This is a genomic window from Limnobacter sp. 130, assembly GCF_902506325.1.
Taxonomy (GTDB): domain Bacteria; phylum Pseudomonadota; class Gammaproteobacteria; order Burkholderiales; family Burkholderiaceae_B; genus Limnobacter.
In genome coordinates this window covers 1689796-1715717 of sequence record NZ_LR732328.1, presented here as the reverse complement: position 1 = coordinate 1715717, position 25922 = coordinate 1689796, and the positions used below count along the sequence as shown (strand labels likewise).

Genomic DNA, 25922 nt, shown 5'->3' with positions numbered 1-25922 from the left:
ACCGCTTTAGAACGCCAGTTTCACCCCCACCAAGGCGGAGCGCCCAGCTAGCGGTGTGTAGCCGCGCACTGTGTTCAGTGTTGTGGCTGAAAATGCCAGTTCATCGGTCAGGTTTTGCAGGTTGGCGAACACCTCGCCACCAGTTTGCCCCCAAGTGAAGGACTTGCCGATTCGCAGGTTCAGCAATTCATAACCATCCACTTCGACATCACCTGCCCCGGGTTTGCTGTCGCTGACCCAAATCAGTTCTGGTGTAATCGTCCACCCCTGTTGGGAATATGCGGCACTGGCCACCACGCGTTGTGGACTGATGCGTGGCAGGTTGCCGCCACCATCGGTGCGTTTGCCGCGAATCAAGTCGTACTGAATGCTGGGTTGCAGTTTGCCTGCGCCCATGGCGTAAGCAGTTTGATAACCCAGCTCGATCCCTTGAAATTCAGCAGGTACCGCGGTGAAATCGAAAACCTGAACAGGTGGTTCGCCCGGTTCAATAAATTGGGAATTGGCGCCAGTGCGGCCAATCAGTGCAATATAATTGCTGTATCGGCTGGCAAAGGCAGTGGCATTGAATTTTGATTCCCCTTGCGCCCAAGTGCTGCTTAACTCCAGGTGGCGGCCCCGTTCTTCCTGCAAATTCGGGTTGCCTTTTTCGTAGGCATCGGTAGCCACATGCACGCCATCGGCGTACAACTCAAAGCTGGAAGGTGCACGTTCAACCCGGGACACGGAACCGCCCAATGACCAGCCATTGCCGATCGGCGCTGTGTAGCCAAGGGAGACCGAGCTGGGAGTGAACGAGCGGTTGATTGCGGGACCTGCGTCAACACCGGCACCCGCAACAGGACCATTCAGGGGCGACAAGCCGCTGCTGGCCGCATTCACGTCAACTTGATCGCCGCGCAGACCAAACTCGAACACCCCGCTGTTTTCTTGTTCGCGGCTGGTGCGGAAAATCGTGAACAAGCCCGTTTGATCGGTGCTGGTGCTGGGCACGAACGCCTCGTCGCCAATCGCTGAAAAATCGGTGCGCTCAAACTGTACCCCTGTGCTGGTGTTGATGTTGAAACCCGCAACGGAAAAGGCTTGCAGCGCCACTTCAACGCGACCGTCCACGCCGTCATTCACGAACAGGGTGGCGGGTGCGCCGTCTTCAAATTCCCGGTGCTGGTAATCGGTTTTGGCCAGGCGGTATTTCACTTGCTTGAAGGCCGCGTTGTTGAAGTTTTGCTCGCCTTCCAGGGCATAGCGTTCGCTTTCCATGCCAATGCGAACATCAAGCGATTTGGGCACGCCATATTCATTGTTGTAACGTTCGGCGGACACGCCAATGTAGCCATTGCCTGTTTGGAACGACGCGCCAATGGCTGCGCCATCCGATTTCGAGGACGAGTTTTGTACCCGGTTTCCGGTCACACCGTCGGGATCGGTGAAAGTGGGTGTTTCGAGATCTCGGGTGGTGCGCTTGAAACCATCCAGATGAATGCTGACGCCCTGCCCCAAACCGGCATCGAGCTTGAAGCCGCCTGCGGTTTGGTCGGCTGCACCGCCACCCAGCAAGTTGACTTCGCCTTGAAAGCCTTGAACGGGTTTACGGGCAATGCGTTGATCCACCAAATTCACAACACCGCCGACCGCGTTGCCGCCGTAGGCCAGTGCTGCGGGACCGCGAAGAATTTCAATCTGATGCAAGGCGAAGGGGTCGACCGGTAAGGCGTGGTCGAAGCTGAGGGCCGATACATCGACCGTGGCAGCCGAGTTGCGAAGAATTTTAATGCGGTCGGAATCCTGGCCGCGCACAATGGGGCGGCTGGAGTTGGGGCCAAATCCAGTAGCGGATACCCCGGGTTGATAGCGCAAGGCCTCGCCAATGGTGCTGGCGCCGCTGGCGTTGAGCTCATCGGCGGTGATGATGGAAAACGGTTTGTTGATGGAATCGGGTTCTTCGGCTGTGCCGGTCACCACCACGGATTCAAGTAGGGCCTCTTGCGCCAAGGCTTGTGTTTGCGCAATAAAAAGCAAGCTGGCCAACGCCACGGCGTGGCGCTGAAATTTGGATTTGTTCATGTCTATTTCCTGAAATACAGCACGTCACCGACCCCCTTGGTAGGTACCAAGCGGCGGTGAATTAATTGGGAATTGCGATTGCTTCAGGAAAAACGGGGTGGGTCGCGCACACGCACGCGTTGCGCAAACAGGGTGTTGCGTGGCGCTGGGACAGCACTGTTTTGGGTACCCAGTTGGGCCAGCAAGGGCAAGGTACAGCCAGTTGGCGGATTGGAAACCGCAGCTTGTGCCGTGGTGAGCCCGTCGAATAACAGGCAAGAATGCAGCAAATCGCTGGTGCCAGCATGTTCGTGTGCATGGGCATAGCCAAGTCGCGACTCGGTTTGAAGCGTGTCCCGGTGCTCAATGCTGTGGGCAAGCCCGGCCCATTGCGCGGCAAGTACGGCCAGCGCGAGCAGCATGTGTTTGAACCAGCGGAAATGCATTGGGGGAATCACTTGAATACGCTACAACTCGAATAGTTTAACAAACCTGTCAAGTGGGGCTACAGGTTAGTGCCCGGCTTTCTTTCTTATTTCAGCCAGGCGTTGGTCTTTCAGGGTCCAAATGTCGCCAATCCAGGTTTTGAAGCGACCTTTGAAGTTCAGGTCATTGCGAAAATCTCCGGCAATCATGTCCGTTGGAATGGGCAAGATTTCAATGTGTACTTGCATGTTGGGCTGTTTGCCGCACAGCCAGCTCCAGGTGATGTTGCCAGTGCTTGGACCATAAGCGATGGTCACATTGACCATGCCTTCGAACTGTTCGCCCATGGCATTCAATGAAGCAGACAAGCCGCCGTACTTCGGGCCCAGCAGGTGGGTGTAGGGTGATTTTGTTTTGGCTTTTTTAGCTGGTGTAAACCGCGTGCCTTCGAGAAAGTTGATTACCGTGACCGGGCTTTCTTTGTACACCTCACAGGCTTTGCGGGTGGTTTCCAGATCCTGACTGGCCAGTACCGGGTTTCGGGCAATGGCAGCGCGACTGTGGCGCTTCATGAATGGGAAGTCCATGGCCCAGCACACCACGCCCACAATGGGCACCCAGATCAATTCTTTTTTCAGGAAGAAGCGGCCAAATGGCGCATGGCCATGTAGCACATCAAACAGCACCACAATGTCGGCCCAGGCGGTGTGATTGCTGACCACCAGGTAACTGCTGTGGGGTTTGAACTCGCCGTGTATCTCCACTTGCCCTTGTTGACCGTGCAGCAACTTGTACAGCAGTTTGTCTGAACCCACCCACCAGGTTGCGATTTGCACGCAGCAGTTGGAGGCCACACGCTGAATTTTGTACCCCGGCACCAGGCGCAACAGGATGAACGGGAACATCACGATGAACCAGAAGGTAATGCAAAGGGTCATCAGGGCAACAGTGAGTACGCCAATGAGTGGGGCTGGGAGGATTTTTGACAGGGGCACTTTGGGGATCCGGGCGCAGGTGTTGGTCTAAGAAACAGCCCGGATCTTACCTTAGAAACGTTTAAACACCCAACAGCCCAATGACTTCGTCCACTGGGAATACACCCTGCTGAGTAATGCGGTTCGCGCCCGTAGCAACGTCGAATGTGGCGGACAGTTGTTCTGAACCGCCCCGCTCAAGAATCGTGTCGACTGCCCAATATTCGCAGGTGGTTTTGTCCGCCGCCACCCGCAAGACACTGTAGCCGCGCTCGGTTACATTCACATGTTTGATGTGCGGGCTGGTCAGGCGAATGGATTCAATAACCTGATTGGGTACGTCCAAACCTGGCGAAGTGACTGAGCTCACGACAAATTCGGTGGCTACACTGCCCTGCCCAGTCAGTGGATTGTAACCACCCACTGCGTCAATGGGCTGGTTGGGGTTGTCGGTGATGTCGGCCACCCACGCACTGTGAACATCGCCTGTCAGTATCACCACATTGTCGATGGGTTCACCACCATCATCACCGCGCAGTGCGTTGATAATGCGCTGGCGCTCGGCGCTGTAGCCGTCCCAAGCGTCGCCATTCAGGCCCGAAGGCGCCAGCAATTCGCCAAGTTGCGCAGGTGCGGGATTATTCAAACCAGGTTTGATGATCCACTGGTGAAACACCACCTGGTTGCCGATCAGTTTCCATTGGGCCTGCGAGCCGCGCATGCCGTTGATCAGGAAGTTGTATTGCTCCTCGCCGATCATCGTGCGGTCGGGCTGGCTGGCCACGCCGTCGGTGGGGTTCACCGGGGTGGCTGCTTCAATGTCGCGGTCAAACAAACGGGTGTCCAGCAAGAACAAATCGACCATGTCGCCAAACTGAACGCGGCGGAAAATCTTGGCCTGGTTACCCGCTTCGGGAAGGCGAATGGGCATCCACTCGTCGTAGGCACGCTGAGCGAAGCCTTTGCGTTCCTCCCAAATCCCTTCAGCACCTTCTGTGTGATTTTCTGCGCCGTCGCGGTAGGAGTTGTTGGTGGATTCGTGATCGTCCCAAATTGTGATGAACGGGAATCGCTCGTGAAGTTTTTGCAAATCTTCATCGCGCTTGTACTGGGCATGGCGGGTGCGGTAGTCGGAAAGCGTCACAATTTCCGTGGCGGGTTCGTACTCCCGCACATTGCCGTACTGGCCTGTGCCGTATTCGTAAATGTAGTCGCCCAGATGAATAATGGCGTCGATGTCGTCTCGCTCAGCCAGCTTGGCATAGGCATTGAAAAAACCATGGGCCAGGCTGGAGCAGCTGACCACACCAAAATTCAATGGCCGTTTGTTGCCGGCTGCCGGTGTGGTGCGCGTGCGGCCTACCGGGCTGGTTTTGCCATTGCTGCGGAATTGGTAGAAGTAAACCGTATCCTGTTCAAGACCATCGCAAATCAGCTTCACGGTGAAATCTTCGGCGCCAGTGGTTTGAAAGTTTACGGATTTTACAAACAGAGTGAGCGCTTCATCCTTGAACACATCGACGCGGCCTGCGATAGTGCGGTTCGCATTCTCAGTTGTATTGTCGGGCGTAACGCGAGTCCACAACACCACGCTGTCAAACGCGGGGTCACCACTGGCCACGCTGTGCAAAAACTGAACGTTTTGCGAAGGGGGCCCTTCGCTGGGCGTGGTGCGATTGTCGGTGAGGGCTGTGTTGTTGTCGCTGGTGCAAGCTGGTAGCAGACCAATACCAGTAACCCCTGCTGTGCCCAAGCCAAGGCCTTTCAAAAATGAACGACGTGTAATGCCCGGGCGCTTTTGTATGCGGCTTCGTTTGCGGCGTGGACCTGACATGGTTTCTTTTCCTTTTTGATTATCTGGATTGTGCGTTTGGCAAGTTATCGGGGATCATCAATTCATAGAGCATTCCCAAACCAAGGCCATAGCCACCCTGCAGGTTCGGACCACCCCTGTCGCTGGTGAAGTACATGCGCTTTCCGTCCGGGCTGAATGCAATGCCTGCAATTTCGGATTGGTCTTGACCCACAATCTGGAGCAAAGGCACCAAGGTGCCGTCGGGGTACACCACCACAACCTGCATGTCGCCGCCGTCTTCGGCCACCAATATTTCCCCGAAGGGCGTCAGGGTGATGTTGTCCACGCCTGAGAGAATGTTGTTGGGAGCTTTCGCGGTTGTCAGGTCGTAAATCACTTCAATGGTCTGGTTGGTGGTGTTCAACATCCACAGGCGTTCATCGCCTTTGGTCGCGAAAAACACGCGATCATTTTGATACCAAACGCCTTCCCCACCATCGAACACGGCAGTCTCGGGCAAACGGTTTTCTGTTTGGGGCGCATTGGGGTTAACAGCGTTCACCCAGTTGTAACGCACTGGGCCATTCATGGCATTGTTCAGGTCGTCCTCTACTTTCAGTATTTGCAGCAAGCCTTGATTCATATTGGCGCGCTCTGCACCTTCGGGCCAGTCGCCGGCAGTAGGAACCCAGCGGTAAAAGCGGCCATCGGGCATGTCCTCTGTCATGTAGAACACGCGGCGTTCGCTGTCGATCGCCACTGCCTCGTGGCTGAACATGCCCAAAGCGGGTAAAGGGCGTGCGGCTTGAATGCCAAATGGATCGCATTCCCACACCAGACCGGTTGGAATTTCTTCGCAGCTCAGCCAGGTCTTCCAGGGTGTTATTACGCCAGCGCAGTTGAATGTGGTGTTGCCCAAAATGCGATAGCTGTCTTCAATGGTGCCGTCCGGGGCGAATACCAATGCACTCGCACCACCAAGACCTGGGCTGAAAGTCTCTAGCGTGTTACCAATCGGGGCCAGTTCGGGCACTGTAAAACCAAGGGTGCCGAAGCCGGGAATTTCACTGTTCGAGCAGTAGATCCAGCCCCCATCTTCGCGGGGCACCACGCCACCACCATCGTTGAAAATATGCCAGGGCGTTGCACCAGGCGCAGGCGGCATGTTGCTGATGGCGACTACACGAGTCGAGAAACCCGCTGCGGTACGCACCCCATTGGCGTCTGGCTCGCCCAGTGGGCCAATATTGCGAAAGCGAAACTGATTGTTGCTGAGTGCGGTTCCGCCAAATCGGTTTGTTTCTGATGCACCCACTCGTCCGGCGGCGCTGCTGCCAGTTGGGCTGTCTGAACCGCCACAGCCTGCCACCCAAGGCAGGGCGCTGGCACTGGCCCCATACAGGAAAGTTTTAAGCAGATTGCGTCGGCGAATGCCGGGAAGTACAACAGGTGAGAACGACATGGTGGGATATCCAGATTGAACAACATCAATCTGTAATACCCGCCGAACTGAATTTTGGTTTCCGAGGTGTTACTCAGTGTGACCGGTCACGCATTTGTCACATGTGTGGTCACACTGAAATCTGCCTCAGGTTTTGAAGTAAGACACTGCGCGTTGAAGGTCATCCGACATGCTTTCGACTTGTCGGGATTGGCCCTCAAGCTGAATACTTGCGTTTTTCAATTGCTCTGACAATGCCGAGATATCACTGACCCGTTCTGAGATATCCATGCTTGCAGCCTCTTGCTCCTTGGTGGAGTTGGCCACGGCTTGCGCATATCCAACCGATTGCTCAAAGTGCTGAACGATTTCTTGCAGGCCGCCCATCAATTTGTCGGCGTACTGCATGTTCTCGCTCATGTGCTCGCCCACCTGTTCAACCGATTTGTTTGATCGTTCGGAGTAAGTACAAATTTCGCCAATCAGGGTGCGAATTTCGTCGGTGGCAGTGGCAGTATTTTGTGCCAATGTACGCACTTCATCGGCCACCACGGCAAAACCCCGGCCCTGTTCACCCGCGCGAGCGGCTTCAATGGCGGCGTTCAATGCCAGCAAATTGGTCTGTTGGGCGATACCCTGTATCACCGACACAATGCCGTTGATGCGATCAGACCGCTCTACCAGTCCTGCAATTTCCTGAGTGGTGGTTTGCATTTGACCCGCCATGTCATTCATCTTGCCTTGCAGTGACTGCATCAGGGCCATGCCGTTCTTCGCGGTATCGGCCGACAGTTTGGCCTGAACTTCGGTTTTGTGTGCATAGTCAGATATGGACTTGGCGCTTGCGCTCATTTGCTCCACGCTCACGGCCGTGGCGTTTGAACTGTCCGCCTGTTTTTCTGCAGAACCCGACAGGCCAGACGCCACGTTGACGAGTTCGCTTGACGCAGTTTTAAAAGTGCCGCAAGCCTGAGACACTTGGTTGATGATTTCCCGCAAGCGCACTTGCAACTGTTGCATGCCATCCATGAGCGAGCCTTTCTCGCAATTGGGTACTGATTGGATCAGGTTGCCCTGTGCCATGGTGGCCACCACATTCAGTGCTTTGGCGGGTTCGCCACCAATTTGTTTGCGCAGCGACGATGCCACCAAACCCACGGTAATGCCGCACAACAAAACAATGGCCACGCAGACAATGCCAATGGTGACCAGTGCGCTTTGAAAGACAGAGTCGCCTTGGGCAACCGCTGCCGCCATGGTGCTTTTCACACTGGAGTTCAGCGCATTCATGGCGTTGTCAATTTGCTGCTCAAGGGGATCGCCTTCGCCAAGAAGCATCAGGGTTGCGGCCTGTACTTCACCCAGCTCGGATTGTTCAATCACCTTTTGGTACACCGTGTGCAAGGCTGAGTTGTCCGTGTTGATGGTTTCGATCAGCCCGCGCGTTTCGCCTGCAGGTGCACTGGCCAGCATGCTTTGGCCCAGTAGACCGATTTCAGCATCCAGCGTCAGCATGCGGGATTTTGCCAGATCGAATCGCGCCTGTTCATCGGCAAGAATCACGTTTCTGGCCTCGCGGGCCAACAGGGCCGATTTGCTACCCAGGTTGGACACTTGTGTGAGCAAGGCAACCTGTTTCTCGGTGTTTTCCTGATTGAACTGGTTCAGCATGTGGATTTGATAAACAGCAAACACACTCAGCGCCAGCAAGGCCGCAATGGGTATGGCCATGACAATACCCAGCCGAACATTCAGGCTGGTATTGATGATCTTGTTCATAAATGTGGAAGACATAATTGATTGCTCATGGAAGGGCTTGAACATTCACGCCAATGGTTAACGTGCCAATGGCTTTGCCGCCATCCATCACAGGAACAGAAACTTGCGAGACCACAGCGCCGGAGCTTTCATCTTTCTTGGCGCGGGCAATGTAATCGTCGCCTTTGCCGTCGGCCCAGGCCTTCACAAACTTGGGCTCATCGCCTTGCCAGTAGTCCGAGGTCATTGCGCTAATGGCCACGTTGGCGCCTTGGTTGTCTGTCAAAATTGTTTCAGTAAAATATGGTTTGGCTTTTTCAGCAGCCAGCAGTGCTTTGGACACCGGGCTCTCCATCATGGCTTTGCCTTCGGGCAAACCACCTGCCGCAGAAATCCATTTGCTGTCCATGGCCTTGATGGCGTCCAGCGTCAACCCTTTTCCGTTTTGGGCTTTTACAGCGGCAATGACCTCGGGCTTTGCTGCAATTGCTTTAATTTCGGGCAATACGTCGTTTGCAGTACCTGCAAACACCGCGCTGCCGGTCGTCAAGATCAGGGTGGCCAAGCTGGCCTTTGCGAAAGACTGGAATCGGTTCATTTGCTGTGCTCCATGCGATTGAGCTTGGGTCTCAATCAGTTGTTGGTTAAGTTTTTCCACCACAAGGGGGATGTAACTAGGTTAAGGATTTGATTCTCAATGCAATTCGTTGATAAGCAGCAGGAATAGGCTCTACTAAAATTCGTTGGTTCAAATGAAGGGGGTGCTAGGGTAAACCCTTGCATCTATCTGCGGATTGACGCAACTGTTGCGTAGATCAAGCGTTGGCGCTATGTTTGAGCAGGTAACGACTGTTGCGCAAACAAAAAAAGGGGAAACAATGAAGAAATTAATGCTTGCTGCTTCTGCAGCTGTGGTTTTGGCGGGTTGTGCCGCTGGCGGCATGTTTGGTCCAGCCCCGAAAGACGGTGAACTGGCTCAGCCCACCGATTACAAATCCTGGCCTGTATTCCTCGCTGGAATCGAGAAGTCCACAGGCCACGTTCGTGATATTTACATTAACCCCACCGGTGCAGCGGCCAAGAAAGGCGAGACTTTCGCCAATGGCACAGTCAGCGTCATGGAAATTTACAAAGCCACCAAAACTGGCGACAAAATGACCAAGGCCGGCCTGGAAAAAGTGTTCGTGATGTACAAGGGCAACAACTGGGGCAGCACTGCACCAGAAGGCATGAAGACAGGTGACTGGGTATATGCTGCATTTGATGCGAATGGTCAACCAGCCAAAGCAGACTACGCCACTTGCCGTGGTTGCCACCTGCCATTGGCTGACAAAGATTACATTTTCCACTACGACAAGTACTTTGACACACGCAAGAGCGCCCAGATTCTGGACGGTCATGCAGGCAAAGTAGCCATGTCCGTTGAAGAAGCCCATTTGGCGGCCTTGGTTACCAAGTAAGCTGCTTTCTTCAATACAATCGAAAAGCCACCCAAGTCGGGTGGCTTTTTTTTCGGGGTATTCCATGCGCGTATTGCGTCCAGCTCTGTATGTTTTGTGTGCACTTGTCTTTCTGGGTGTAGGCGCGTTGGTCTTTCTGTTGCGATCCCACCCGGCAGCTCCAATGTCGGCTTCATTGGAATCAACGCCTGCGGCAAACATACGTGCTTTGTTTTTAGGGACCTCGTCCATGGCTTGGACCGATGGAAGAAGCACTTGGTTGGTGGATGGCTTTTTTTCACGTCAGCCCTTGAGCGAGGTTATTTTTACGCGCCTCAAGGTTGACGAAACCCAGGTCAGCTCGGTGGCCTCGGAAATGTTCAAACGCCTGAATATGCCCAGTACCTTGACTGGTATTGTGGTGGCGCACTCGCATTACGACCACTCCATGGACGCCCCATGGCTGGCCAAGCAGTACGGCGCGCGTGTGGTGGGTTCAGAATCCACCTGGCAAATTGCAAAGGGTCAAGATTTGCCTGCCACACAAATGGACGTGATGCCTGGCAACGGACGTGTCAAGCTGGGTGAATTTGAAGTTCAGCTGATTGAATCAGCTCACGCACCCACAGGTTTCACAGGCGGGTTCAATGCAAAGCCGGTGTTTTTACCCGCCCATGCCTTGCAGTTCAAAGAAGGAATCAGCTATTCATTTGTCGTGTCGCATCCCGACCTTGGTCCCGCACCATTCGCGCTGATTCAGCCCAGCGCCGGTTTTGTCCCAGGGCAGAACAAGGGTGTGAACGTGAAGCATGTTTTTTTGGGAACAGGTGGTTTGGGCAAATCAAGCGACGCCTACATTTCGGATTACTGGCAAGAAATGGTTGTGAACACCGGGGCCAAACAGGTTTACCTCATTCACTGGGATGATTTCACGCAACCCTTGATCAATCAGGGGCAATTGGCTAGCTTGAAACCGATGCCAAAATTGCTGGATGACTTCCCAAGATCCCTTGAATTGTTAAAGATGTTTTCAGAACGCGATGGCGTGACCCTTCATGTGTTGGATGCATGGAAATTGGTCAATTTTTGATCACTGCCGTCTAAGTTTGCGTGCATACTAAAACCGCATGCAGCGTGGCATGTGTCATCATCGCCAGTCGCTGAACTGTAAGCAAATATGTCAAATCAAAGCGGTCTGCACACCGAAACCAACAAAAAGAACTTTGCGGATCTGTTTCACAACGAGGTCACGGCGTGGTTGGTGTTGGCGTTGTCAATTGTCATCACAGCGCTTGGCGGGTTGTTAGCTAGCCAGGCGATCGAGAAACGTGCCAACGATCGCTTCTCTTTCGAAGTTCGCGACGCCCAAGAGCGCATTCAGCGCCGAATTAACCAGTATCAACAAATTTTGCGCGGCGGGGTCGCTTTTTTTGATGCCCACGCCAGTGTCAATCGAGCGCATTGGCACGCGTATGTTTCATCGCTCGACTTGCAAAATGAGTTGCCGGGCGTGCAGGGTTTTGCTTTCGCCGAACGCGTAAATCCTGACATGCTTGAGCAACATGAGCGTCAAATTCGTGCAGAAGGTTTTTCCAGTTACGTGGTGGGGCCCGAGGGCGAACGGGATTTGTACTTTCCGATTACCTTGATTGAGCCCTTTGATGAACGCAATCAGCGTGCATTTGGCTATGACATGTTTTCTGAACCTGTGCGCCGCGAGGCCATGCAGCGCGCCATGGATACTGGCCAACCCTCTGTGTCGGGGCTGGTGCAGTTAAAGCAGGGCGATGGGCATAGCTCGTCCGCGGGTTTTCTGATCTATCTGCCCGTGTACAAGAAGGGTGCGGATTTGAGCTCGACCGATGCGCGTCGACAAGCGATTCGGGGGTTTGTGTATAGCCCCTTCTTTGCCGCCGACTTAATGCAAAACGTATTGGGCAACGAGAAAATACCCTTGGACTTTCGGCTGTATGACACCGAGAAGATGGGGCAAGAATCGCTGATTTACGATTCGAATATCGGATTTTCACCTCGGTCGGACTCCCAATTATTTGACCATACTCATTCAGCCACTGTACCGATAACGCTGTCCGGCAGAACCTGGACAGCGCGTTTTGAAAGTACCCCCGACTTTGATCGGGATGTTCACAATTCACTGCCCAACCTGATCTTGTTGGCGGGCGGCATAATCGATGTACTGCTGTTTCTCACTATTTATGCCTTGGTTCAACAACGCAAGCGCCAAAATGCAAGCAAGGCGAAAAGTCAGTTTCTCGCCAACATGAGCCACGAGATTCGAACCCCGCTCAATGCGATTCTTGGGTTCAATTCACTGCTTGCCGAGCAGGTGAAAGACCCGCAATCCACAGCGTATGTGAAGCAGGTTCAGGAGGCCTCGGAACAATTGCTGGGCATGGTCGAAGATGTGCTCAGTTTCTCGCAGATTGAAGCGGGCTCCATCAGGATTGAGAACACTGAATTTGATTTGCATGAGAGAGTTCGCAAAACCCTGCGCCTGTTTACCGCAAAAGCACAACACAAAGGTTTGAGTCTGGAGTTGGACATTGATGCGATGACGCCGGTGCTGGTGAAAGGCGACCCGGCTCGTTATGGTCAAGTGTTGTCCAACTTGTTGAATAATGCGATCAAGTTTTCTGACAGCGGTACAGTTCGAGTGAAAGTGAAAGCAGACCGACTGGATACTCAAGAAGCTGTGATTCGCACTGAAGTGCGCGATGAGGGAATCGGTTTTGATGTCAGCGATTTCGAACGCCTGACTCGTCCATTTGAACAAGCGGACAACACGGCCACGCGCCGATTCGGTGGCAGCGGTTTGGGCCTGGCCATTTGTAAACGGTTGACCGAGTTAATGGGTGGTGAACTGTTTGTGGCCTCTGTTCCGCAGGCGGGCAGTGTGTTTGGGTTTACGCTTCGCGTTCAAGCGGTCCATGCCAATGCAGGTAGCGTTGCTGTTACATTGAATCAAGAAGTTGTCTCTCTCAAGGGCCATAAAATTCTGGTGGTTGAGGACAACAAACTGAATCAGCATGTGGTCAAAGCCTTGCTCTCGAAAATGCAGGCCGAGGTGGTGCTGGTGGACAATGGACAAATGGCCATAGAGGCGGTTGTTGGTGACTCGTCAATTGATTTGGTGTTGATGGATATTCACATGCCCGTGATGAACGGGATTGATGCTGCAATTGCCATTCGACAATTGCCCGGCCCGGCGAGCCGATTACCGATTGTGGCTTTGACCGCCGGGGCACTTCAGGAAGATGAACAGGTCTGCATCGACGCGGGCATGAATGCCTTTTTGACCAAACCCGTGGACGTTTCAAAATTGCGCCAGGTGTTGGCCAGTCAATTACTGATCACGCACTGAAAACGCAAACATGCCCGCCAACATGGCGGCGATAAAAATCAAACCATCGGTGGTCAGGCTGGCTGCAGCCACCACTGCAGGGCCGGGGCAAAAGCCACCTATGCCCCAACCTGCGCCAAACAGCACCGCCCCGATCAACAGTTTTTTGTCGATTTGCGTGTTGTTGGGTAAATTCATGGGCAAACCCATCAGGCTTTTCTTCAAGCGCTTGGCCAGTAAAAACCCGGGCAAACCCAAGGAAATTGCACCCCCCATCACAAACATCAGCGAGGGATCCCAAGGCCTGGCAAGATCCAGAAAACCAATGACCTTGGCGGGGTTGGCCATGCCTGAAATGATGAGGCCCCAACCGAAAACCAAACCGGCCAGGCCGCTGACCAATGCAAAACGTATGTGCGTGCTGTTCATCGCATCGATTCCCTTAAATGGCATGCATAACAACAGAAGCAACGACAAAGCCGGTGGCCATGAACAAGCCGGTGGCTGCCAGTGAACGTGGCGACAAACGTGACAGTCCACAAACCCCGTGCCCGCTTGTACAGCCTGACCCCAACCGCGTGCCATAACCCACTAACAAGCCTGCAAGAATCAAGGCCACAGTGCCCCGGGGGCTTTCAAATTCAAAGTCTCCCACCACGGTCTGGTATAGCCACGGTGCAGCCGCCATGCCCAACACAAAGGTAAGTCGCCACAGCGTTTCACCACGTTGTGGTGTCAACAGTCCGCCCACGATGCCACTGATACCGGCCACCCGACCTGTTAGCAAAATCAGCATGACCGCAGACAGGCCGATCAGCAGCCCGCCAAACAAGGCTGGATACGGTGTAAAGGCCTCCCAATTGACAGTAAACATCGCGTACCTGACTAAATATGATTGATCGCTCATATTATCATGTGCAAAAAATAATGACCAGCAGGGTCGTGGGTTACAATGCGGCGTCTGTCTTGTTGCAACACAACCCCATGTCTTCCTCGGAAACAGCTTCCCAAGCCTTGTTTGATGCGCCCCAACCGCCCTCCACGGTTGCAGTAATTGGTGCGGGCATTGCTGGCAGCAGCGTGGCGCTAGCGCTGTGTAAACAGGGCGTGCAGGTGCACCTATATGATTTGGCCAACGGCCCGGCGGCGGGGGCTTCTGGCAACTGGGTGGGGGCGTTTCATCCGCACATTACTCGTGGCGACTCACCTTTGTCGCAATTGACTCGTTTGGGGTTTGATCACACCTTGCAAGCGCTCAAGGATTTGACCGCGCAAGATTTGCTTGAAAAAGGCACAGATTGGGACACCCCTGGGCATTTACAAACCGTGCCACCTGAAGAGGCTGGCCGTGCACGAGAAACGCTTCAGTTGTTGAATTTTCCACACACCCTGGTGCGTTGGGTGCAGCCCGATGAATTGTTACCCACTGCCTTGGGTGGCCTGTTTTTTCCGCAGGGCGGCTGGGTGAAACCCGCACGTTGGGTAGAGGCCAACTTGCAGGCGTGTGGCGAATTGCTTCACACGCATTACAACACCACGGTAACTGACATCAGGTCTTTGCAAGCGCAGCACTCAGCGGTGGTGGTGTGTGTGGCTGAAAATGCACTTGAACTGGCACCAATCCCTGGTGCCAGAGCGAACACCGTAAAAGGGCAAATCAGCAAACTGCGGTGCGCTGCAAAACCGGGCGTGGTGTTGTCTGGTGAAAGTTATGCCATTGCCCCCGCAGCCGATGATTGGTTGGTGCTAGGGGCCACCTATGAGCGGCCTGTGCTGCACATGAACCCCACAGCAGAAGCCGACGAGTTGAACATTGCCCGGTTCAAAGCTGCATTTCCTGAGTTGCCACTTGGCGACTTGCTCGATCACCGTTGCGCAGTGCGATCAGTTTGGCACGACCGCCTGCCCGCCATTGGCCCAGTACCGCACATGCCGGGCGTGTACATGAGCGCAGGATTCGGATCGCGAGGTTTGTTGTGGGCGGCGTTGGGTGGGGCGATTGTGGCTGGCCACTGCATGGGTCAGCCGCTTGAGTCGAAACTGTTGGGAAAAATTACGCCTCGCGCTGCGAAGGCGTAATTCCAATCAAACTCAAGACGTTTCTTTGGTGGCCTTGGGCTTGGCTTTTGCCGCAGGTTTGGCTGCCGCTTTGCCTTTGGTGGCGCCAGGTTTTTTCTCGGCTTTCGCTTCAAATTCAAAACCGATTGCACCGTCGGGTTTTTTCACCAAAAATGCCTTGAATGCACGGCGTGTTTTTGATGACACAAAGCGGGTCAACAAATCCGTTTTGCCATCGAGCAGCAGTTTTTCCATTTGTTCACGGTCAATGGGCTGCTGCAAAATGACTTTGCCTGAACGGAAGTCGCAGCTTTTGTTTGGCCCAACCGATTTCTCGCACACATAGCTGGTGGCTTGCTCGTACACATTCGAGGCGCATTTGGGGCAAGGACCCAGCCGCGTTTCACCGGAAAAATCAACCGGCTCGCCGTTGTCGTCGTCTTTGGCCTGTCCGAAATCGAACTCAAGCTTGTGTTCGTCATTGAGCTTCAGCACGGCGGCAAAGGGGCGGCCCATTTTGCTACGGAAGCCGTCGAGCATCGGCAGCTCGCGGTCTTGCAACAGCTTTTCTACTTCTGCCACTTCAAACTGGCGTCCACCCGGTACTTTCGAAATCGAGAATTCGCATTTTGTGCAGGCAAAGCGGCGGTAGTTTTCTTTCACCACGCTGCCGCAATTCGGGCAAGGCGTAACCAGTGTGGCGTAGTCGCCTGGAATCGTTTCTTCGGTGTAGTTCTTCGCGCGATCCACAATGTTCTGCGTAATCTTTGCGATTTCCTGCATGAACTGCTCGCGCGACAACTCGCCCTTTTCCATCAGGGAAAGCTTGTACTCCCATTCCCCGGTCAATTCTGGCATGGTCAGTTCTTCAACATCCAGGCCGCGCAGCAGCGTGAGCAACTGGAATGCCTTGGCGGTGGGCACCAGTGCGCGTTCTTCTCGCACCAGGTATTTTTCGTTGATCAAACCTTCAATGGTCGCTGCACGGGTGGCTGGTGTGCCCAAACCTTTGGTACCCATGGCATCGCGCAGCTCATCGTCGTCTACCAGTTTGCCCGCGCCTTCCATGGCGGAAAGCAACGTGGCTTCGCTGTAGCGTGCGGGTGGCTTGGTGCTCAGTGTGTGTACATCAATTTCGTCAGTGCTGACTTTTTCACCGGCATCAACCGCCACCAGGCTGTCATCTCCAGCCGCAGCGGCAGCACGGCCATAAATGGCCAGCCAACCTGGCTTCACCAGCACCTTGCCTTCCGTTTTGAAGGGATGCGTTTCCACGGTGGTAATGCGCGTGGTGACATTGAATTCCGCTGGCGGGAAAAACACGGCCAGGAAACGCTTCACCACCAAATCGTACAACTTGGCTTCAGGCTCACTCAGGTTTTTCGGCACTTGCAGGGTTGGAATAATCGCAAAGTGATCTGAAATCTTGCTGTTGTCGAATACACGCTTGTTGGGCTTCACCCAGTTATTTTTCAGAATTTGTTCGCAGAACTGACCATAAGCGCCGGCGATGTGGCCGTGGTCCAAACCCACAAAGCTTTTCAGGGTTTGGTTGACCGTGCCGATGTAATCTTCGGGCAGTGCCTTTGAATCGGTACGCGGGTAGGTCAGTACCTTGTGCTTCTCATACAAGGCCTGGGCCAGCCCCAAGGTGTTTTTTGCTGAAAAACCGAAGCGGCTGTTGGCCTCGCGCTGCAGGCTGGTCAAATCGAACAGCTGCGGTGCAATTTGCGTGGTGGGCTTGCTTTCTTCTACAACCGTACCGGGCTTGCCATCACAAGCCGCCACAATGGCTTTCGCCTTCGCTTCATCCCAAAGGCGGTCGGCGCGATGTTCAGGGTCTTCTGCTTTTTTAAAGTCGCGGTCAAACCACTTGCCTTCATAGGCACCGGCCTGCGCGCCAAAACTGGCCCGAATTTCAAAGTAAGTGCGTGGCACAAACTTGCGAATTTTTTCTTCGCGTTCTACAACAATGGTCAGGGTGGGGGTTTGCACACGGCCCACTGTGGTCAGGTAAAAACCACCTTCCTTGCTGTTAAATGCAGTCATGGCGCGCGTGCCATTGATGCCCACCAGCCAGTCGGCTTCCGAGCGGCAACGTGCAGCGTCGGCCAGCGGCATCATGTCCGCATCGCTGCGCAAGCTTGAAAAGGCTTGTCGAATGGCCGCGGGCGTCATGGATTGCAGCCACAGGCGTTCAACAGGCTTGCTGCTCTTGGCATATTGCGCAATCAGGCGGAAAATCAATTCGCCTTCTCGCCCCGCGTCACACGCGTTGATCAGGCCAACGACGTCTTTGCGTTTAATCAGTTTGTTCAGCACCTTCAGGCGCGATTCTGTTTTCGCGATCGGGTTCAGATCAAAGTGTGTGGGCAGCACCGGCAAATTGGCAAAACTCCATTTGCCGCGTTTCACTTCAAATTCGTCAGGTGCCTTGATTTCCACCAAATGGCCCACGGCCGAGGAAAGCACGTACTCGTCACTTTCGAAGTAATCGTCGTGTTTGGTAAACCCACCCAGCGAGCGCGCAATGTCTGCGGCCACAGAGGGTTTTTCCGCGATGATCAGTTTTTTTTGGTTTTCGCTACTCAATTGGTCCAACTCGTCGGTGTGTGTAATTTCAAGGCCTTGTGCGCCGAAGTGTAAGTGTCAGTCCTCCAACAAATCAAGGCTTTCTCTAGAATCTTCAATTCAGGTGTTGCAACAGCCTTTTTTAAAATACACCATTTGAGCGCACCCAACGGTTGCCGCTCTCACCCAATACAAGACCCAAAAGCTCCAGTTCGGTCAGTGCCGCCAAAATTGTTTCGGTGTCCAAACCCAATTGTTGGGCCAGCGTGTCTGAATGTGCCGGTTCGTGGCCAAGGCACTGAAGCACGCGGCTGAGTTCCTCGTCCAGTTCCATGTCAGTGTCCATGCTGCAGTTCATTGTAGTGTGGCAATCGTTGTCATCTTCTTGCAACATGGCGGTAATTTTGAACACTGGCAGGCTGGCTTGTACTTCATCCAGTAACTCCTGGGCGGTTTCTATCAGCATGGCACCTTTTTTGATCATGTCATGGCAGCCTTTGCTTTGACTGCTGTGAATCGAGCCCGGAATGGCGCCCACGGTACGGCCCAGCTCACTGGCCACCCGGGCCGTGATCAGCGAACCGGAACGCATCGCCGCTTCGACCACCAGCAAGCCATCGGCAAGGCCAGCGATAATCCGGTTTCGGCGGGGAAAGAAACCTGCCTGCGGTGCAGTTCCCGGTGGGTACTCTGAGAGCACCAGGCCGCCTTGTGCAACGATTTGCTGTTTTAAACCCGCGTGGTGCGGGGGGTACACCTCGTCGGGTCCGCACCCCAGTACGGCAATTGTGGCGCCTGTTGCTTCCAGTGCGCCTGTGTGTGCGGCGCCGTCAATACCCTCGGCCAGGCCGCTCACCACCACCCAGTGCGCTTTTGCAAATGCCTTGCCAAAGCCATGCGCATGGCCCAATCCCGTGCGGGTGGCATTTCTGCTGCCCACAATGGCAACCCCACGGGCGCTGAGCAGTTCCCGCCGACCTTCGCCGAACAGCACAAGCGGCGGGTCTTTGAGTGCGAGCAGGCTTTGCGGATAATCGTGGCAGTGAATACCGACCCAGAAACGTTTGTTGCTTTGCAGCAACCAAGTGCAGGCCAATGCATGCCAAAGCCGAACCGCCTCGCACGGCGCGGGTAAACTGTGGCCTGGGCCCTGTTGGGCCAATTCGTAGCGGGCGCGTGCTTTGATGGTGGTGTTGTAGGCCAGGTTCATGGCCACGAGCAGCTCACCCATGCAACAGACCATGCAACAAGTGATGGAATTTGCGAACTATTTTTGCCACAGAAGGTATATCCTTTTAGTGTTGACTGTGAAGGTTTTTTGAAAGCATGGCTTTACTCCCAATTTTGCGTTATCCGGATCCGCGCCTGAAAACGGTTGCCACCCCTGTCACCCAGTTTGATGACGCGCTTGTCAAGCTGACCAAAGACATGGCAGAAACCATGTACGACGCCCCAGGCGTAGGCTTGGCCGCGACGCAGGTGAACGTGCACAAACGAATCATCGTGATTGATGTGACCGACGACAAATCGGGCTTGACCGTGTTCATCAACCCGGAAATCACCAGCGCCAGCAAGGAATGCAAGGTGTACGAAGAAGGTTGTTTGTCTGTGCCGGGCATTTACGAGAAGGTTGAGCGCCCCGACACTGTGAAGGTGCGCGCCCAAAACGTGAAGGGCGAATGGTTTGAAATCGATTGCGACGAATTGCTCGCGGTTTGTATTCAGCATGAAATTGACCACCTGAATGGCAAGGTGTTTGTGGAATACCTGTCGCAGCTGAAACAAACCCGCATCAAAACCAAGATGAAGAAGCAAGACAAGCTTCAAACCGCTTGATCAACCAACTCCCCATGAATCGAACCCTGAATGTGGGTTTCGCTGGCACACCCGAGTTCGCCCGGGTTGCCCTGGCGAAGCTTATTGCTGCCGGCTATAAAGTGCACCTTGTGCTAACCCAGCCTGATCGACCTGCTGGCCGCGGCATGAAACTGCAAGCGTCCCCCGTTAAACAACTGGCACAGGAACACGGCATGCACGTGTTGCAACCCCTTAGCTTGAAAAAAGGCGAGGAAGCGGAGCAAGCGCTGCATGCGCTAAAAACCGCAGTGCATGGCCAGCCTTTGGATGTGTTGATTGTGGCGGCCTACGGGTTGATTTTGCCGCAAACCGTGCTGGATGCACCCAGGCTGGGTTGTCTGAATATTCATGGCAGCCTGTTGCCGCGCTGGCGCGGTGCCGCGCCCATACAGCGTTGTATTGACGCGGGCGACACAGAAACCGGCGTTTGCATCATGCAAATGGAGGCCGGGCTCGACACAGGGCCGGTACGCCTGTGGCGTGCCTTGCCCATCGAGCAAAACGACACCACCAGCACCCTGCACGATAAATTGGCTGTACTTGGTGGCGACCTGTTGGTCGAGGCACTGGACTCCCTTCAGGCAGAAACACTGCCCTTGGTGCCGCAACCGGCCGTGGGGGTTACTTATGCCGAGAAGATCACAAAAGCCGAGGGCGTGATCAACTGGGCCCGCAGCGCGGTAGAACTTCAGCGTACACTGCGTGCCTTCGATCCTTTTCCGGGTGCCAACACCACATGGCGCGGCGAACCCTTGAAATGTTTTGACCCTGAAACCGTGGCCTTGGCTGGCTTGATGGGTAAACCGGGTGAAGTCTTGTCCGTTGATTCCAATGGCCTGGAAGTTCAGTGTGGGCAGGGCGTGTTGCGCATTCGCACGCTTCAAAAAGCAGGCAGCAAGCGCCAGCCTGCCCAGCAGGTGGCACAGGCCTTGGGATTACAAGCTGGAAACCAATTGGGCGAACACCGCTCCAATTAGGGCAGGTGTGGCAGTGGCCAATCTTGAAATTGCGCGAAAAAGCCTTATTTTTAAGTAGTCGAATCAATAGGCTGTTGATCAGCCGGGATGAATAAAATCATGTTCAATTGGATGAAAACCTTCATGTTGATGGCGGCAATCACCGCCCTTTTCGTGGTGCTGGGTGGCATGGTGGGTGGCCGTGGCGGCATGTTGCTGGCATTGGGTTTTGCCTTGGTCATGAACTTTGGTGCATATTGGTTTTCCGACAAAATGGTTTTGCGCATGTACAAAGCCAAAGAAGTGGATGCAAGCAATGCCCCCGAGTTTTACAACATGGTGGCTGAACTTGCCCAGCGCGCCGACATGCCCATGCCCCGTGTTTATTTGATCAACGACAGTGCACCCAATGCATTTGCAACCGGGCGCAACCCTGAAAATGCCGCTGTGGCCGCAACAACCGGTATTTTGCAGGTGTTGTCTGCACGAGAACTGCGTGGTGTCATGGCCCATGAGCTGGCCCATGTGAAGCACCGCGACATTCTGATTTCCACGATTTCTGCGACCATGGCGGGTGCCATTTCAGCCCTGGCCAACTTTGCCCTGTTTTTTGGTGGCCGCGACGACAGCGGCCAACGCATGAATCCGATTGCCAGCATTGCCTTGGCCATTCTGGCGCCCCTGGCTGCGTCGCTGATTCAAATGTCAATTTCTCGCGCCCGTGAATACGAGGCAGACCGTGGGGGAGCCGAAATTTCCGGCGACCCGGCTGCCTTGGCCAGCGCGCTGGACAAAATTCAACGTTATGCCAAAGGCATTCCGTTCCGTACCACTGAAGCGCATCCGGAAACCGCTCAAATGATGATCATGAACCCACTTTCAGGCCAAGGCATTGCTGGCTTGTTTTCAACCCACCCACCTACTGAAGAACGCATTGCCCGCTTGATGGAAATGGCTCGCACTGGCGGCCCGCGTTGAAGCCGGTTCACAGCACGCCGCCCAAGCTGACTGAGGCCAGCTTGGCATTTGCCCTGTTAAAGGCGGCCGCAGTCATGACGCGTGTATTGCGGGAGGGGCGCTCGCTTGATCAGGCCCTGGCCGCAGAAACCAAGGGTATTAAAACGCCACAGGCCCTGGGTGCCATTCAGGATCTGGCTTATTTTGGCATGCGAAATTTGGGCCGTGGGCAAGTGCTCACGCGACTGATCAGTGGCAAATCCTTGTTGAGTCCCGAGCCCTTGAATGAATTGATGGCCCTGGGTTTTGGTTTGCTGTGGGATAACAAAAATCCCAAGTACCCAGCGCACACGGTAGTCGATCAAATGGTTTACGCCTGCACCGGTAGCGAGCAGTTTGCGCGTGCCAAAGGTCTGGCCAATGCCTGTTTGCGCAATTTTTTGCGCGATTCAAACACTTGGCGAAACAAGGCCATGGAAGATCCGCTGGCGCAGCACAACTTGCCAGTTTGGTGGGTAGATAAGCTGAAAACCAGCCACCCGCAACACTGGGAAACCCTGTTGGCGCAGGCGCAAAGCCATCCGCCTTTGGTGGTGCGTGTGAATACGCGCAGCAGCTCGGCTGCCGCTTATGCCGAGCAATTGAATGCCGCAGGCACTGAAGCCAGCGTTCTCGGTGAGCAGGCTGTGTTGTTGGCCAAACCAGTGCCCGTGTCTGCCCTTCCCGGTTTTGATTTGGGGCAGGTCTCAGTGCAAGACAGTGCAGCGCAACTGGCTTCGCAACTGCTAAACCCTCAAAAGGGTCAGCGCATTCTCGATGCTTGCGCAGCCCCGGGCGGAAAAACCGGTCACCTGCTTGAGCTGGCCGACATCGAGCTGGTGGCAATCGATTCCAGCCCGCAGCGCTTGGGCAAGGTGGAAGACAATATTCGCCGCATCGCACCCACCCTGAATGGTCAATGGGATTTGCGCCTGAAAGTGGCGCAGGCAGAATTGCTGGATACCTGGTGGGACGGAGTCCCTTTCGACGGTATTTTGGCCGATGTACCTTGTACGGGTTCAGGCGTGGTGCGCAGGCACCCCGATATTCCGTGGTTGCGAAGACCGGACGATCTTGCCAAGTTGTCGCAGATTCAACACAAAATACTGAATGCCTTGTGGTCTACCCTAAAGCCGGGCGGTACACTTTTGCTGGTGACCTGTTCCATCTTTCCTGAAGAGGGGCCCCTGTTGGCAAAAGCATTTCTAGATAATCATTCCGATGCCTTGGCGCAAACTGCGCCCGGTTGGGTGTTGCCAGTTGCACCGGCCAATCCCGATCAAGGCTTTGATGCGTCTCCCGACGGGTTCTTTTACGCCAAGTTTGAAAAATCCCTAACCTCTTGAGGATGTGCCTTGAAATTTAGCCAGGCCCACTCCTCGTTATGGACTCGCGTTCTGCATGGGCTTTTGGGCCTTGCGCTGATGTGCGTCCTGACCATGGGGTTGGCCCAGCTTGACTCCGCTACACGGGTTACAGCAGTCAAGCTGGAGCCCAACAAGGCACCAGCCCCTGCGGCATGGAACCTGGCTGCGGAGTTCGAAATTGAACTGGGGCACAAATTGCGCGAAGCGGTTGATCGGGGGCTGCCCCTTCAATTCACCGTTGATTTTCAGCTGATGCGGTCTCGCTGGTATTGGGTTGACCAAGAAGTGGTCAGCACCACGTACCCGCTGAATTTGTCCTACAACGCACTCACACGCACTTACCGCGTCATTACCCCTGGCAACACCTACAACACCCCCACGCTTGAAGATGCCATGCAGCACATGACCAAGGTGCGTGATTGGGCAGTCATTCCCCGTGATCGAATTGAAATAGGTCAGCCCTACACGGCGCAGGTTCGTTTTCGCCTTTTGCTCACCGAGTTGCCCAAACCGTTCCAGATCAGTGCTTTGGTCAATAGCGAATGGGATTTGTCGTCAGAATGGCTGGCCTTTGAGTTCACGCCCAAGCGCGAGGCCTGGAAATGAATCCCTGGCTGGAGAACACCCGGTGGCTGCGTTACACGCTGCTGATTCTGGGCAGCCTGGGTGGCGTGCTGCTCTTCCTTTTGGCGTCGGCCTCGTCGAACACTGATTTTTTCGAAAGCAATTACCCTTTACTCATTACGCTGAACGGCATTATTGCGGCCGGCCTGTTTGCCATTTTGCTGTTGCTGATTGTGCGCATGGTGCGCAGGTACCGCGCGGGTGTGTTCGGCTCGCGGCTCATGCTGCGCATGTCGCTGTCTTTCGCGCTCATGGGCTTGATCCCCGGCTTTGTGTTGTACCTGGTGTCGGTTCAGTTTCTCGCGAAAAGTATCGACAGTTGGTTTGATGTGCGGGTAGACGGCGCACTGGAATCGGGTTTGAACCTGGGCCAAACCGCACTGGATAGCTTGATCAACGAACTGGCCTTGAAAGGGCAGTCCATTTCCATTGAACTGTCGCGTTCCACACCCAGTGAACAGTTGCTGGAGCTGCCCCGCTTGCGCGATGCAGCCAATGTGCAAGAGCTGACTTTGCTGTCTGAAACGGGCCAAATTCTTGGCAGTTCGGGTGGTCAACTGGACAGCCTGCTACCTAGCCTGCCCACACAAGTCATGTTGCGCCAAGCGTTGATGACCCGCCCGTTTCAGCAAATTGAACCCGACCCTGACGATCCCGAAGAACGGCTGTACATGCGCGTGGTGGTGCCGATTGCGCCCCCATTGACCAGTTTCGATTTGGGCCAGCGTTATGTGCAAATTATGCACCCGGTGCCCACCACCCTTTCGCAACGAGCCAATGCGGTGCAAAGTGTGTATCGCGATTATCAGGAACTGCAGTTGTCGCGTTCGGGTTTGCGCAAAATTTACGGTATTACGCTGACTCTGGCCTTGTTGCTCACAGTGTTTGTGTCGGTGGCGGCTGCGTTTTGGTTGTCGTCGCGCTTGTCGTCGCCCCTGCTTTGGTTGGCCGAAGGCACCAAGGCGCTGGCCAGTGGCAACTTCAAAACCATGCAGCCAGTGAATGCCGATGATGAATTGCGCGAGTTGGTGGATTCATTCAACACCATGACGCGGCAATTGTCGGAAGCGCAGCGCCGCTTGCAGGCCAATCAAAACCAGCTGGCCGCCAACAACGATTTCTTGCAAAGCCTGTTGACCAGTTTGTCCGCCGGCGTACTGGTACTTGATCACAAGTTGCGCCTGAAAATGTACAACGACGGCGCACTTCGAATTTTTGACCGGTCGCTGGCTGAAAACCAGGGCCATCCGCTCGATGACATGCCCGGCCTGGAAGGATTTGCCATGGCGGTGCGCGCCAGCGTGGCCGACAATCAGGGCAACGAGGGCGAGGAAAGCGGTATCTGGCAAAAGCAACTTGAAATTCCACGTGCCTTTGATTCGCAAAGCTCAAAGTCCATTCTGGTTCGGGGCTCGCGCCTGCCTGGCGAAAAAGCGGGTTATGTGCTGGTGTGCGACGACATTACCGCATTGATTTCAGCGCAGCGCACTGCGGCATGGGGTGAGGTGGCGCGTCGCCTGGCGCATGAAATCAAGAATCCGCTCACCCCCATTCAGCTCTCGGCGGAACGCTTGCAAATGAAGCTGGCGGATAAACTGCAAGAACCGGAGTCTGGTATTTTGCAGCGGGCCACGCGCACCATCGTGAACCAGGTGGAATCGCTGAAACGTTTGGTCAATGATTTTCGCGACTATGCCCGGTTGCCGCCTGCCGATTTGAAGCCGCTTGACTTGAATGATTTGGTGGTCGATGTGTTGGCGCTGTACGATGTACACGTTGGCATTGAAGATCAACTGGACACGCGTTTCATTCCAAAATTAACTGAAAAATTGCCGCTGGTGGCAGGAGATTCGTCGCAGCTGCGCCAAGTCATTCATAATTTGTTGCAAAATGCATTAGACGCATGTGTCGATTGTGATCAACCCAAGGTTGAAGTTCGCACTGAAGGTTTGAAAGCGCCGGAAGGCGAACAAGAGCAGTTGGTGGGCGTGAAATTGGTGGTGGCTGACAACGGTCCGGGTTTCAACCCTGATTTGCTGGCCAAGGCTTTCGAGCCATATATCACCACGAAAACCAAGGGCACCGGTTTGGGTTTGGCAATCGTCAGAAAAATTGCAGATGAACACAAGGCGCGAATTGCCATTAGAAACAGGGTAGATGCACAAGGGCGGGTTGTTGGTGCGGCGGTGGAATTAACCTTCCCCGTGTTGCAAGACACCTTGAACAATGCCGAACATAGTCAGGCCGCATAAAGAA

21 protein-coding genes are annotated in these 25922 nt (G+C 54.5%); 10 read left to right on the top strand and 11 right to left on the bottom strand.

Annotated elements, in window-relative coordinates; translation table 11 throughout:
• Positions 1 to 6 precede the first annotated feature (6 nt).
• The 7 genes from FRIGORI9N_RS08145 to FRIGORI9N_RS08115 all read right to left on the bottom strand — a co-directional run bounded on the left by FRIGORI9N_RS08145 (position 7) and on the right by FRIGORI9N_RS08115 (position 9035).
• On the bottom strand, positions 7 to 2064 hold the full coding sequence (locus FRIGORI9N_RS08145; protein WP_159569330.1) for a TonB-dependent receptor: 2058 nt from the start codon (positions 2062 to 2064) through the stop codon (positions 7 to 9).
• 83 nt (positions 2065 to 2147) lie between these two features.
• Entirely contained in the window at positions 2148 to 2489 is a 342-nt protein-coding gene (locus FRIGORI9N_RS08140) for a hypothetical protein (protein WP_159569328.1), read from the bottom strand.
• A 66-nt stretch (positions 2490 to 2555) separates the two neighbouring features.
• Positions 2556 to 3464 carry an acetyltransferase gene (locus FRIGORI9N_RS08135; protein ID WP_159569326.1) on the bottom strand — a complete coding sequence of 303 codons (909 nt, stop codon included), beginning with the start codon at positions 3462 to 3464 and terminating at the stop codon, positions 2556 to 2558.
• Positions 3465 to 3525: 61 nt separating this feature from the next.
• Entirely contained in the window at positions 3526 to 5277 is a 1752-nt protein-coding gene (locus FRIGORI9N_RS08130; protein ID WP_159569324.1) for an alkaline phosphatase, read from the bottom strand.
• Between the two features lie 19 nt (positions 5278 to 5296).
• Positions 5297 to 6700, bottom strand: a complete 1404-nt coding sequence (locus FRIGORI9N_RS08125; RefSeq protein ID WP_159569322.1) for an alkaline phosphatase PhoX — start codon at positions 6698 to 6700, stop codon at positions 5297 to 5299.
• A gap of 126 nt (positions 6701 to 6826) precedes the next feature.
• The gene (locus tag FRIGORI9N_RS08120) at positions 6827 to 8473 is read right to left on the bottom strand and encodes a methyl-accepting chemotaxis protein (RefSeq protein WP_159569320.1); all 1647 of its coding nucleotides are present in this window, start codon (positions 8471 to 8473) and stop codon (positions 6827 to 6829) included.
• 10 nt (positions 8474 to 8483) lie between these two features.
• Positions 8484 to 9035: a hypothetical protein gene (locus FRIGORI9N_RS08115; protein ID WP_159569318.1), complete on the bottom strand. Its 552-nt coding sequence runs from the start codon at positions 9033 to 9035 to the stop codon at positions 8484 to 8486.
• 280 nt (positions 9036 to 9315) lie between these two features.
• Between FRIGORI9N_RS08115 and FRIGORI9N_RS08110 the strand changes: the two genes are divergently transcribed.
• The 3 genes from FRIGORI9N_RS08110 (at position 9316) to FRIGORI9N_RS08100 (ending at position 13258) form a co-directional block, all read left to right on the top strand.
• A complete protein-coding gene (locus FRIGORI9N_RS08110; protein WP_159569316.1) occupies positions 9316 to 9897 on the top strand; it encodes a cytochrome P460 family protein in 582 nt (193 codons plus the stop codon).
• A gap of 163 nt (positions 9898 to 10060) precedes the next feature.
• A complete protein-coding gene (locus FRIGORI9N_RS08105; protein ID WP_159569314.1) occupies positions 10061 to 10966 on the top strand; it encodes an MBL fold metallo-hydrolase in 906 nt (301 codons plus the stop codon).
• A gap of 87 nt (positions 10967 to 11053) precedes the next feature.
• Positions 11054 to 13258: a CHASE domain-containing protein gene (locus tag FRIGORI9N_RS08100; protein ID WP_159569312.1), complete on the top strand. Its 2205-nt coding sequence runs from the start codon at positions 11054 to 11056 to the stop codon at positions 13256 to 13258.
• Here FRIGORI9N_RS08100 and FRIGORI9N_RS08095 read toward each other — a convergent pair.
• Together FRIGORI9N_RS08095 and FRIGORI9N_RS08090 are read right to left on the bottom strand one after the other, a co-directional pair.
• Positions 13241 to 13666: a YeeE/YedE family protein gene (locus tag FRIGORI9N_RS08095; protein ID WP_159569311.1), complete on the bottom strand. Its 426-nt coding sequence runs from the start codon at positions 13664 to 13666 to the stop codon at positions 13241 to 13243. The genes FRIGORI9N_RS08100 and FRIGORI9N_RS08095 overlap by 18 nt on opposite strands.
• A gap of 13 nt (positions 13667 to 13679) precedes the next feature.
• A complete protein-coding gene (locus tag FRIGORI9N_RS08090; protein WP_159569309.1) occupies positions 13680 to 14111 on the bottom strand; it encodes a YeeE/YedE family protein in 432 nt (143 codons plus the stop codon).
• Between the two features lie 53 nt (positions 14112 to 14164).
• On the opposite strand from FRIGORI9N_RS08090, the gene mnmC reads away from it, so the two are divergent.
• A complete protein-coding gene (mnmC, locus tag FRIGORI9N_RS08085) occupies positions 14165 to 15316 on the top strand; it encodes an FAD-dependent 5-carboxymethylaminomethyl-2-thiouridine(34) oxidoreductase MnmC (RefSeq protein ID WP_159569307.1) in 1152 nt (383 codons plus the stop codon).
• A 12-nt stretch (positions 15317 to 15328) separates the two neighbouring features.
• Here mnmC and FRIGORI9N_RS08080 read toward each other — a convergent pair whose 3' ends face one another.
• Both FRIGORI9N_RS08080 and dprA read right to left on the bottom strand, forming a co-directional pair.
• On the bottom strand, positions 15329 to 17887 hold the full coding sequence (locus FRIGORI9N_RS08080) for a DNA topoisomerase III (RefSeq protein WP_159569305.1): 2559 nt from the start codon (positions 17885 to 17887) through the stop codon (positions 15329 to 15331).
• A 121-nt stretch (positions 17888 to 18008) separates the two neighbouring features.
• Entirely contained in the window at positions 18009 to 19097 is a 1089-nt protein-coding gene (dprA, locus tag FRIGORI9N_RS08075; protein ID WP_159569303.1) for a DNA-processing protein DprA, read from the bottom strand.
• Between the two features lie 95 nt (positions 19098 to 19192).
• On the opposite strand from dprA, the gene def reads away from it, so the two are divergent.
• From def to FRIGORI9N_RS08045, 6 genes are all read left to right on the top strand, one after another.
• Entirely contained in the window at positions 19193 to 19702 is a 510-nt protein-coding gene (gene def, locus FRIGORI9N_RS08070; protein WP_159569301.1) for a peptide deformylase, read from the top strand.
• A gap of 26 nt (positions 19703 to 19728) precedes the next feature.
• On the top strand, positions 19729 to 20700 hold the full coding sequence (fmt, locus tag FRIGORI9N_RS08065) for a methionyl-tRNA formyltransferase (protein WP_201301459.1): 972 nt from the start codon (positions 19729 to 19731) through the stop codon (positions 20698 to 20700).
• Between the two features lie 99 nt (positions 20701 to 20799).
• A complete protein-coding gene (htpX, locus tag FRIGORI9N_RS08060) occupies positions 20800 to 21657 on the top strand; it encodes a zinc metalloprotease HtpX (RefSeq protein WP_159569297.1) in 858 nt (285 codons plus the stop codon).
• Positions 21654 to 23021: a 16S rRNA (cytosine(967)-C(5))-methyltransferase RsmB gene (rsmB, locus tag FRIGORI9N_RS08055; protein ID WP_159569295.1), complete on the top strand. Its 1368-nt coding sequence runs from the start codon at positions 21654 to 21656 to the stop codon at positions 23019 to 23021. Before htpX ends, rsmB begins: the two co-directional genes overlap by 4 nt.
• Before the next feature lie 9 nt (positions 23022 to 23030).
• Positions 23031 to 23648: a DUF4390 domain-containing protein gene (locus FRIGORI9N_RS08050; RefSeq protein WP_159569293.1), complete on the top strand. Its 618-nt coding sequence runs from the start codon at positions 23031 to 23033 to the stop codon at positions 23646 to 23648.
• A complete protein-coding gene (locus tag FRIGORI9N_RS08045) occupies positions 23645 to 25918 on the top strand; it encodes an ATP-binding protein (RefSeq protein ID WP_159569291.1) in 2274 nt (757 codons plus the stop codon). The genes FRIGORI9N_RS08050 and FRIGORI9N_RS08045 overlap by 4 nt, the downstream gene beginning before the upstream one ends.
• The last annotated feature ends 4 nt before the right edge of the window (positions 25919 to 25922 follow it).

What these genes read in the sequence shown, in the direction of transcription:
- dprA (WP_159569303.1), bottom strand. Translation starts at nt 19,097, where the DNA reads ATGGGTGAGCTGCTCGTGGCCATGAACCTGGCCTACAACACCACCATC.
- FRIGORI9N_RS08125 (WP_159569322.1), bottom strand. Translation starts at nt 6,700, where the DNA reads ATGTCGTTCTCACCTGTTGTACTTCCCGGCATTCGCCGACGCAATCTG.
- htpX (WP_159569297.1), top strand. Translation starts at nt 20,800, where the DNA reads ATGTTCAATTGGATGAAAACCTTCATGTTGATGGCGGCAATCACCGCC.
- FRIGORI9N_RS08120 (WP_159569320.1), bottom strand. Translation starts at nt 8,473, where the DNA reads ATGTCTTCCACATTTATGAACAAGATCATCAATACCAGCCTGAATGTT.
- FRIGORI9N_RS08110 (WP_159569316.1), top strand. Translation starts at nt 9,316, where the DNA reads ATGAAGAAATTAATGCTTGCTGCTTCTGCAGCTGTGGTTTTGGCGGGT.
- FRIGORI9N_RS08100 (WP_159569312.1), top strand. Translation starts at nt 11,054, where the DNA reads ATGTCAAATCAAAGCGGTCTGCACACCGAAACCAACAAAAAGAACTTT.
- FRIGORI9N_RS08090 (WP_159569309.1), bottom strand. Translation starts at nt 14,111, where the DNA reads ATGTTTACTGTCAATTGGGAGGCCTTTACACCGTATCCAGCCTTGTTT.
- FRIGORI9N_RS08140 (WP_159569328.1), bottom strand. Translation starts at nt 2,489, where the DNA reads ATGCATTTCCGCTGGTTCAAACACATGCTGCTCGCGCTGGCCGTACTT.
- FRIGORI9N_RS08095 (WP_159569311.1), bottom strand. Translation starts at nt 13,666, where the DNA reads ATGAACAGCACGCACATACGTTTTGCATTGGTCAGCGGCCTGGCCGGT.
- FRIGORI9N_RS08045 (WP_159569291.1), top strand. Translation starts at nt 23,645, where the DNA reads ATGAATCCCTGGCTGGAGAACACCCGGTGGCTGCGTTACACGCTGCTG.
- mnmC (WP_159569307.1), top strand. Translation starts at nt 14,165, where the DNA reads ATGACCAGCAGGGTCGTGGGTTACAATGCGGCGTCTGTCTTGTTGCAA.
- FRIGORI9N_RS08130 (WP_159569324.1), bottom strand. Translation starts at nt 5,277, where the DNA reads ATGTCAGGTCCACGCCGCAAACGAAGCCGCATACAAAAGCGCCCGGGC.
- FRIGORI9N_RS08145 (WP_159569330.1), bottom strand. Translation starts at nt 2,064, where the DNA reads ATGAACAAATCCAAATTTCAGCGCCACGCCGTGGCGTTGGCCAGCTTG.
- def (WP_159569301.1), top strand. Translation starts at nt 19,193, where the DNA reads ATGGCTTTACTCCCAATTTTGCGTTATCCGGATCCGCGCCTGAAAACG.
- FRIGORI9N_RS08115 (WP_159569318.1), bottom strand. Translation starts at nt 9,035, where the DNA reads ATGAACCGATTCCAGTCTTTCGCAAAGGCCAGCTTGGCCACCCTGATC.
- FRIGORI9N_RS08105 (WP_159569314.1), top strand. Translation starts at nt 10,061, where the DNA reads ATGTCGGCTTCATTGGAATCAACGCCTGCGGCAAACATACGTGCTTTG.